Genomic DNA, 9,035 nt, shown 5'->3' on the forward strand with positions numbered 1-9,035 from the left:
GCTACAGTTGTATTCAACCGAGAGGGAGTTTTCACTAAGCTTGCTGCCAGGAATATACTCATTCTTCAGGATCTTATCCCTGATATCATGGTATATCTGGTCGATTATAACTGTCTTTGTTGCCATAGTACTCCTATTCTACCACTGTTGTGGTCCTTCTCAAAGATGCTTATTCCAGGACAGCGTTTGTATGTAAAGAATAGTAAACTAGAATACTAGAAATGTCAAAATGAAGATGATAAGATACTACGAGTTGTCAGATACGAATGCAATGAATAAGTTATAAATATTATGTAATATTATAAATAGATACATTGATATCAAATATTTGAAAATCATGAGAAATAATATAAACAAAGTAAATACCTAAAACAAGAATACAAGTATCAATAGATACTCAAGAATTGCATGCAACATTTTACCATTTTTCTTAGGCTTTGATGTCTCAGAGAGCCTAACAGGAGTTTGTAAGCTGTAACCGCCTATAATAGTTTTCAACTGATCAATTATTTGTAACCTTCAAAATTGATGGTACATCCCTTATCAGATGCATGTTCTTGAATGCTCGGTTCTGGCCTTTCTACTAAGCCCTGCAAAGGACCTGTGTGCCACCAGTATCTATAGGTGGCAGAGCCGGTGAAGAAAGACTTGTGTGTTAAAAAATCTAGTATAGTTGAGAAAACTATATATTTGTCCTACAAATATATTCTACTGTTAACAACTGGAGCTAGAGAGGTAACAAGCTGCCTGGATGTTGTATTTAGGGCGGATCGAATTGGCCATAGTACAGTACTCAATATACTATATAACAGCTTATAGATATAAAAATACAGGATTAAAGAGAGAGGGAAGTAAGCGAACATCCCTTTGGAGTAGTTTCTCTGTTTTATTGATTTCTTGAATAAATTGTTTGACAGATGGAAAATTTCGTTCAATACTGACTTTGTAGTACAAACTACAATACTGTAAAAGGAGACCAATATGAAAAAATTTTCTGCAATTGTGTTGCTGTTGAGCCTATGCTTGGGAGTATTCGCAGCAGGTACACAAGAGGTGGCACCTACTTCAGCCGCTTGGGAAACCAAAGGCACTCCTTTGGCCGATGTACGCATCCGCAAAGCGCTCCGTCTGGCCATCGATATGGAAACCATTGTCGATGAATTGTTTGAAGGAAAGGCCCAGCGAGCAGTGGCAATGACCAGTCCTGGTTCTTGGTTGGCCGATGGTTTGGATCCCTATACCTATGATCCAGAGAAAGCAAAGGCTCTCTTGGATGAAGCAGGCTGGCCAAAAGATTACACCTTGGATGTCGTTTATTACTATGGCGACCAGCAGACTGTTGATTTGATGGCCATCATCCAACAGTATTGGGCAGCTGTTGGCGTCAAGTCTTCATTCCGCAAACTGGAAGGTGATCTTGCCAGTCAGTTATGGGTACCCCCAGCCGATCGTAAAAACGGCCCTTCAGCTGTGAAGTGGGACCTTGCCTATGCTGCCGTTGCAGCCCTGAGCGAGAACGAGTTCTATGACCGCTTTGAGAGCACTGCAAGCAATAACTCCTCAATTCCCTGGCAGGAAGGATTGGATGAATTGGTGCAGGCTACTCGTGCTACAGCCGATGTCGAGAAGCAGAAAGCAGCATTTAAGGCATTGCAGCGTGAGATTAATAAGAACATGTACAATATTCCCTTGTACCACCAGCTCTCGTTCATCTACACCAGCAATAAGCTTGATATTGCAGGAAGCGACCTGGGTAATGACCAGTTCAGCTTCAACAAGAACATTCTTGACTGGAAGATCGACCGCAAGGACGGCATGATGTACACCAATGGTGGACCGATGGAGTTCTATGAGGCCCCCATGGTAAACCCAGGACTATACCTGTACCAGGAGTTGTTGTTTGACAAGCTTATCAACGCTGATGCAAACCTGACTCCTACCGATGGCATGCTTGCAAAGAGCTACTCAGTTAGCCCCGATGGTATGCAGATTACCTTCGACTTGCGTAGCGATGTGAAGTGGCATGACGGCAAGGCATTTTCTGCTAAGGATGTGGTATTCTCCATTGAATACTTCCTCAAGACTCCTGGCTTGAATGCTGTTGCACTGAATACCTTCAAGTCGATCAAGGGTGCTTCTGCCTACACTGATGGCTCTGCTTCATCTCTGAGCGGCGTAAAGGTTGACGGCAACAAGGTTACTATTACTTTTGAGACTCTCGACCCCAATGCACTGCTTACCTTCAGCCAGTGGCCGATGCTCCCCGCACACCTCTTGGAAGGAAGTAACCCAGTAACATTCCAGCAGAATGCGTTCTGGCAGAAACCCGTAGGTACTGGTCCGTTCAAGGTGAAAGAGACTGTCTTGGGTAACTATGCAATTCTTGAGCGTAATGCTTCCTACTACAGAAGTGGAACAGGCAACATCAAGACCATCTTCATGAATGCAAGCAGTGAAAATGACAGCAACCTCGTGAAGAATGCGGAGAGTGGCCGTATTGACTACGCTTGGAGCAAGAGCGTCGCTGATTCTCTCTCCATCGAGAAGATTGACCACATGAAAGTCACTCCGGTCAACATCCGCTATACACGTGTGTTCTGGGTGAACCAATTTCCCCACCCTGCAAACATCAAGTAGCAGCGTGGACTAAACAGTGGCTGTGGACGGATTCGCTCACAGCCACTGTTTCTCGATTCCCTTCAAGAGGTTACGATTGTGATAGCATTCATTATCAGAAAATTCCTGCTGCTGATTCCCATGCTTTTGGTTATCAGCTTCCTCATCTTCCTTGGTATCGAACTCATGCCGGGTGATGCGGTCGATTTCATGATTCCTCCCGATGCACTGGCGGCTATCAGTCCCGTTGAACTGGATATCCTACGTGCAGAACTCGGGCTTGACGATCCGTTCATGACTCGTTACGTCTCCTGGATAACCAATCTGATACAAGGCGATTTTGGCTATAGCCTGCAAAGTGGTGTAGCCGTCAGTGAGTTGCTGGCAAATACCCTTCCAGCTACCTTGGAACTGTCGATTGCAGCCCTCTTGATCTCCACCTTGCTGGGTAGTTTACTGGGTGTTGTATCTGCTCTGAACAAGGGGCGGATCGGGGACAATGTGCTTACTGTTGCCGGTATGGTGGGTGTTGCCATTCCCCAGTTTCTCTTCGGTCTGATTATGATAGTACTCTTTGTGTTCAAGCTGGACTGGCTCCCTGTGGGAGGTCGCATGACACCGGGCAATGAAGCATTCTTCCAGCGTCTTGACCACCTTATCCTGCCAGCAATCGTCCTGGGGCTTTCTATGACAGCAGGTGTTATGCGCTACTCACGGGCGAGTATGCTCGACTCCCTGAACAAGGAGTTCATCAAGACTGCACGCAGCAAAGGCCTGCCCGAGTGGCGGGTGAATTTGGTGCATGGGCTTCGATTTGCGATGACGCCGGTTGCGGTTCTGATCGGGTTCCGTCTACCCATGCTTATCGGCGGCTCAGTGGTAATTGAGCAGGTTTTTCAGTGGCCCGGGGTAGGGCAGATGTTCGTTGCCGCCGTTCGCAGCCAGAACACGCCCATCATCATGATGGTTGCCTTCTTCAGTGTCCTTATTGTCTTGATCGCCAGTATCCTGGTCGATATCGCTACCGCCTTGCTTGATCCTCGAGTCAAGCTCTCCTAGGAGGCTACTGTGGCAAACAAAGCATTGCAACGCAAAATGGATCGCCTCCTCCTTCTCGAGGAACAGGGCAAACTTTCCTCCTCGAATACCAGCCGCACTTTACGTAAGTTATCTGCCAACCCCTTGGCGATTATCGGTTTGGTTCTCTTCATTCTCATGTTTCTAGCCTGTATTGCCGCTCCCCTGATCAGCTCCTATGGACCCAATACCATCGACCTTCGAAACCGTCTTGTACCTCCCGGAGAGGGACACCTGATGGGGACCGACCAAATCGGGCGTGACATCTATACTCGTATTCTTTATGGCGGACGTATTTCTATCTTCGTGGGACTCGGCTCAGCCTTAGGAGCAGCGCTCATCGGCGTCTCTCTTGGCACCTACGCCGGGTACCGACGGGGCCTACTTGATGCCACGGTCATGAAGGTGAGTGAAATTATGATGAGCTTTCCTCAGATTATTCTGGTTTCCATCCTGGTGACAATCGTGGGGCAGAGTCTCTGGAACCTTCTTTTAATCTTTATCCTTACCGGATGGCCGAGCATGTACCGAATGGCCCGTTCCCAGATGCTCAGTATCCGGGAACAGGAATACATCCAAGCCTTGCAGGCATTCGGAATTAACAAGTTTGTGATCAGCTTTAAACATATGCTCCCCAATGCCATCGGTCCCATCTTCGTAAACATTACGCTCTCCACTGCAATGTTCATACTGCAGGAGGCAGCCTTGAGTTTCCTTGGCCTTGGCGTTCCCCTGGAACAGGCCACCTGGGGAAACATCCTCAACGTAGCCCAGGATCTCAATATTCTGCGTGATGCATGGTGGGTATGGCTCCCCGTCGGTTTGGTCATTACCATCTTTGTCATGGCCATTAACTTCATCGGTGACGGTTTGCGCGATGCTGCCGACCCCACTCAGGTAGGTTGATATGGAACAGAATGTCGTACTGGAAGTAAAGGACCTATGTGTCAATTTTTATACCAATCAGCGGTGCAACAAAGCACTGCGTGATGTTTCCTTCTCTATGCAAAAAGCACGTACACTCTGCATTGTAGGGGAGTCGGGTTGTGGAAAGAGTGTAACAGCCAACTCCATCATGCAACTGCTCCCAGAGCTCAGCCGCATTGAGAATGGGAGTATCACCTATTACGGGAAAGAGGGGCCTGTCTCTATAGAAAGCCTCAAGCGCAATGGACGTGTCATGCGAGGCCTTCGCGGACAGGAGATTGCCATGATTTTCCAGGATCCCATGACTGCATTGAACCCGGTGTTTACCGTAGGGTTCCAGATTGATGAGATGTTGCGTAACCATAAGCCCCTGAGTAGGAAAGAGGCAACCAAGAACTCCATCCGCTTGCTCAAGGATATGGGGGTTTCCCTTCCTGAACAACGGGTACATGAGTACCCCCACCAGTACTCAGGTGGTATGCGCCAGCGTGCCATGATCGCGATGGCCATGGCCTGCGAGCCGAAGGTCCTTATCGCCGATGAGCCGACCACTGCATTGGATGTGACAATCCAGGCCCAGATCTTTGAACTCATGCTGAAGCTCAAGAAAGAGAAGGAGATGGCAATTCTTCTGATCACCCACGATATGGGGGTGGTTGCTGAAATGGCTGACGATGTGGCGGTGATGTACATGGGCAACATTGTGGAGAGTGGCACGGCACAGCAGGTGATGGCTTCTCCTTCCCATCCCTATACCAAGGCTCTGCTACAATCCATTCCTGTATTGGGCAAGGGGAAGAACCAGAAGCTGGAACCCATCAGGGGTACTACCCCTGACCCATACAATCGTCCGGTCGGGTGTCAGTTTGCTCCCCGCTGTGATTATGCCACGGAGCAGTGTCGTCGGGCCATGCCAGATGAAACGAACATCGACCAGGACGGACACATGGTCCGCTGCTTCAACTACAAGGAGCTGCTCAATGGATGAGAATCGTGAAGTTTTGATGAAAATAGAGAACCTTAAGACCCACTTCCCTGTGAAGAAGGGAGTCTTCAAGCGCACAGTGGGATATGTGAAGGCTGTCGACGGGGTGAACCTTGAGATATACCGAGGTGAGACGCTGGGAATAGTCGGTGAGTCAGGGTGTGGAAAAACTACTTTGGGCAAATCACTGTTGCGTCTTACCCAACCGACTGAGGGCAAGGTTACCTATACTTTCCCTGATGGGAGGAAGGATGTGCTGCAGCTCAAGGGAACGGAGTTGAACGAAGCCCGTAAACACCTCCAGATTGTTTTCCAGGACCCATACTCTTCCTTGAATCCTTCCTTCACCATTTTTGGTTCCTTCAATGATCCGTTGAAGAAGTTTGGAGTAAAGGGAAAGAAGGAACGTGAGGAGTTGGTTGCACGCTTGCTTTCTGATGTCAATCTTCCCCGCGACTACATGACTCGGTATCCCAATGAGTTTAGCGGGGGGCAGCGGCAGCGTATTGGCATTGCCCGTGCTCTCTCAGTGAATCCTGAGTTGATCGTCTGTGATGAGGCAGTCTCTGCCCTTGATGTCTCAATCCAGGCACAAGTACTGAAGTTGCTCAAGAAACTGCAGGCTGAGCGAAACCTTACCTACCTCTTTATCACCCATGATCTGTCGGTTGTTGAATACATTGCCGACCGAATCGCGGTCATGTATTTGGGGAAGGTAGTGGAGCTTGCTTCCACCGAGGAGCTGTTCAAGCACACCATGCACCCCTACACGCAGGCGTTGCTCTCGGCAATCCCCATTGCCGATATCACCAAGAAGAAGAAGCGCATTCCCCTGCAGGGGGATGTCCCCAGTCCGGTGAATCCTCCATCAGGCTGTTCGTTCCATCCACGTTGCCCGTTCTGTCAGGAGCGCTGTAAGCAGGAGGTACCCCAGTTACGTCCGCTTTCCATCGATGGATCCATTCACTATGTAAGTTGTCATTTTGGCGAGCAGTTTGCCGCAGGAAATCTTCCTTCATGAGTTATATTTTCAAGGAGTCTACTATCATGCATACAAAAACCAGTGTTTCTCACATCAAGGGAGTCATCCCTGCAATGTTCAGTACGTTTGATGAGAACGAGCAACTAGACCTGGACCGTGCCCGCGTCCTGATCGATTATCTGATCGGGGAAGGGGTTCACGGTCTCTATATTACCGGCAGTACGGGGGAAGGGTTCCTCATGAGTGACGAGGAACGTAAGACGTTTGCCCAGGCTGTGGTTAGCCATGTGAATGGACGTGTACCTGTCATCGTGCACGTAGGAGCAATCGGGACTCTCAGGAGCATCGACCTTGCCAAGCATGCCCAAGGAATTAAGGCTGATGCCATCAGCAGTGTTCCTCCATTCTACTACTACTTCAGCGGCGACGAGATCTACCGCTACTACAGCGATATCTCTTCTGCAGTGGACCTTCCCATGATTGTCTACAATATCGCTCTCGCCGGTCTTATGAATAATGACCTAGTTCGTCGCTTGGCTTCCATCGATGGGGTGTGTGGCTTGAAGTTCACCGGGACCCAGCACCATGACATGGCTACGCTCAAGGAGGAGCTCGGCCCCGATTTCATGATCTATTCCGGTTGCGACGAGATGGCAACCCAGGGGTTGCTTGCCGGTGCCGATGGCATTATTGGTTCCTTCTACAACATCATTCCCGATACCTTTGGGGAGATCTACCAACTCTGTGTTAATGGTGAGTATCAGGAGGCGTTCGAAATTCAAAAGATTGCCACCAGTTTCATTCTCAAGGCCGTCAAGTACGGTCATTTTGGGATCATGAAGCAACTTATGATGGATACTGGTATTGATGTTGGGTATGTACGTCGTCCCTTTGTTCATCCCAATAGCCAAATGATGGCTGAGATGTGGTCCTTCCTTGATGGGCTACAGCAGAATCATGTGGATACTCACATGGGATTTATCTCCAGGAGGGAAAAACAGATCGATTGAAAAGAAAGATATAGTTGGGTATTATTAATAAGTTTAGGTTGGAGAGTAGGAAATGATATGAAGAATCTGAAGAATAAGAAACTGTATTTGCAGGTCTATGAGGAACTCCGTGGGTATATTGTGCAGAATAATCTCCGTCCTGGGGACAAGCTTCCTACTGAGATGGAGATGGCTTCTGCTCTTGGTGTCTCACGCAATGTGCTGCGCGAGGCGATCAAGACGTTGGAGATCATCGGTGTTGTTTCGAGCAAGCCCGGGGTAGGCATAGTTGTCAACAGTTTCAATTCCAATTTTCTCTCCAGTGTTATTTTCCTTAATCTTATCGGTGATGATGTCGATTTGGTCAGTCAGTCCCAGCAGGTGCGCAAGGTCTTGGAGTTGGGCTTCGCTCGTGAGAGCTTTGACTCCATGACCGATGGGCAGATTGATGAACTCGAGGAGATTCTCAGTACGATGAAAAAAGCTGACAACCATATCGATTTCTATACCTTAGATGCCAACTTTCATAAGGTCATATTGAGGAATATCAAGAACGATGTGCTTATTGCCTTTGTCGATTCTGCCTGGAGCTGTGACCGCTACTATCGTTCCAAGTTCATTGATGATGGTAATCTTCGCTATGACAAGCATAAGCGTATCCTCGATGCTCTCAAGGCACATGACTTTGAGGCTTTCGAGGCAGCACTTATCTACCACTTCTCCTACAACTTCAAGGAGTCCATCGGAGTCCGGGAAGAGTAGGCGATGTAGCGCTTGCGTCCGCATCAGTGCAATTTTGCTTTCTACTACCGGAGATACCCGAGAGATGAATTCCCTAAGAAGAATCCCGTAAGCCTCACAAGAAAACTCAGTGTCGTATTCGTTGGCTTGTAATTGTTTCGCATTTTTCTCGTAAGGTGATCATATTCTTACTGAATGGATAAAAATCTTCCATGATTCCTTGGCTTATTCCACACTCTTGAGGCAGCATAATGTAGTTGTGTTTCTAAAGCACTCTTCAACCCTTGAAAGGGATTCACTAGCTTTACATCCTTGGATGCGAAAATGGATGTCAAACTTGAACTATATACTTTCTTCATCTGGGCAAAGGCGACAGACAGCATTAAGGTTCTTCATTCAGATATCCCGATACCCAAGCCGAAGCGATCCAGGTCGAGTTATCCAACCTGCTTCTCTTGCTGGACTAGCTACACTGGATAATAGGAAGGTATCAAGTATACGGCAAGCACACATCATGAGATCCTCAGGATCAAGGAAGAGATCGGGAAGGATTTCAAGGTATATTCTGGCAGTGATGAGATGGCACTCTCTGGTCTGGCTTATGGTAGTGATGGTCTTATCGGCAGCTTCTATAATGTCATTCCAGAACTGTTCATCGGTCTCTATAACGCATATGAGAGAGGTGACTGGGAACAGGCGAAGCTCTTGCAGCGGCAGG

General features: G+C 48.0%; 9 protein-coding genes. 8 read left to right on the forward strand and 1 reads right to left on the reverse strand.

All coding sequences use genetic code 11. The annotated features are described in order from the left end of the window. A partial coding sequence (locus tag AB7S66_RS09510; protein WP_428519425.1) for a GntR family transcriptional regulator occupies nucleotides 1–126 on the reverse strand: 126 nt, incomplete at its 3' end. 855 nt (nucleotides 127–981) lie between these two features. On the opposite strand from AB7S66_RS09510, the gene AB7S66_RS09515 reads away from it, so the two are divergent. The 8 genes from AB7S66_RS09515 to AB7S66_RS09550 all read left to right on the forward strand — a co-directional run. Continuing rightward, nucleotides 982–2,637, forward strand: coding sequence for an ABC transporter substrate-binding protein (locus AB7S66_RS09515; RefSeq protein WP_428519411.1), 1,656 nt, complete (start codon nucleotides 982–984; stop codon nucleotides 2,635–2,637). 78 nt (nucleotides 2,638–2,715) lie between these two features. Continuing rightward, entirely contained in the window at nucleotides 2,716–3,675 is a 960-nt protein-coding gene (locus AB7S66_RS09520) for an ABC transporter permease (RefSeq protein ID WP_428519413.1), read from the forward strand. Between the two features lie 9 nt (nucleotides 3,676–3,684). Next, a complete protein-coding gene (locus AB7S66_RS09525) occupies nucleotides 3,685–4,599 on the forward strand; it encodes an ABC transporter permease (protein ID WP_428519415.1) in 915 nt (304 codons plus the stop codon). Between the two features lies 1 nt (nucleotide 4,600). After that, complete coding sequence (locus AB7S66_RS09530) at nucleotides 4,601–5,608, forward strand: ABC transporter ATP-binding protein (protein ID WP_428519417.1); 1,008 nt, start codon at nucleotides 4,601–4,603, stop codon at nucleotides 5,606–5,608. Continuing rightward, the gene (locus tag AB7S66_RS09535) at nucleotides 5,601–6,626 is read left to right on the forward strand and encodes an ABC transporter ATP-binding protein (RefSeq protein WP_428519419.1); all 1,026 of its coding nucleotides are present in this window, start codon (nucleotides 5,601–5,603) and stop codon (nucleotides 6,624–6,626) included. The genes AB7S66_RS09530 and AB7S66_RS09535 overlap by 8 nt, the downstream gene beginning before the upstream one ends. A gap of 26 nt (nucleotides 6,627–6,652) precedes the next feature. Next, nucleotides 6,653–7,597 carry a dihydrodipicolinate synthase family protein gene (locus AB7S66_RS09540; protein ID WP_428519421.1) on the forward strand — a complete coding sequence of 315 codons (945 nt, stop codon included), beginning with the start codon at nucleotides 6,653–6,655 and terminating at the stop codon, nucleotides 7,595–7,597. A 57-nt stretch (nucleotides 7,598–7,654) separates the two neighbouring features. Next, nucleotides 7,655–8,338: a FadR/GntR family transcriptional regulator gene (locus AB7S66_RS09545; RefSeq protein ID WP_428519423.1), complete on the forward strand. Its 684-nt coding sequence runs from the start codon at nucleotides 7,655–7,657 to the stop codon at nucleotides 8,336–8,338. A 519-nt stretch (nucleotides 8,339–8,857) separates the two neighbouring features. Next, a partial coding sequence (locus AB7S66_RS09550) for a dihydrodipicolinate synthase family protein (protein WP_428519427.1) occupies nucleotides 8,858–9,035 on the forward strand: 178 nt, incomplete at its 3' end.

Source organism: Sphaerochaeta sp. (assembly GCF_050178175.1).
In the GTDB taxonomy this organism is placed as follows: domain Bacteria; phylum Spirochaetota; class Spirochaetia; order Sphaerochaetales; family Sphaerochaetaceae; genus Sphaerochaeta.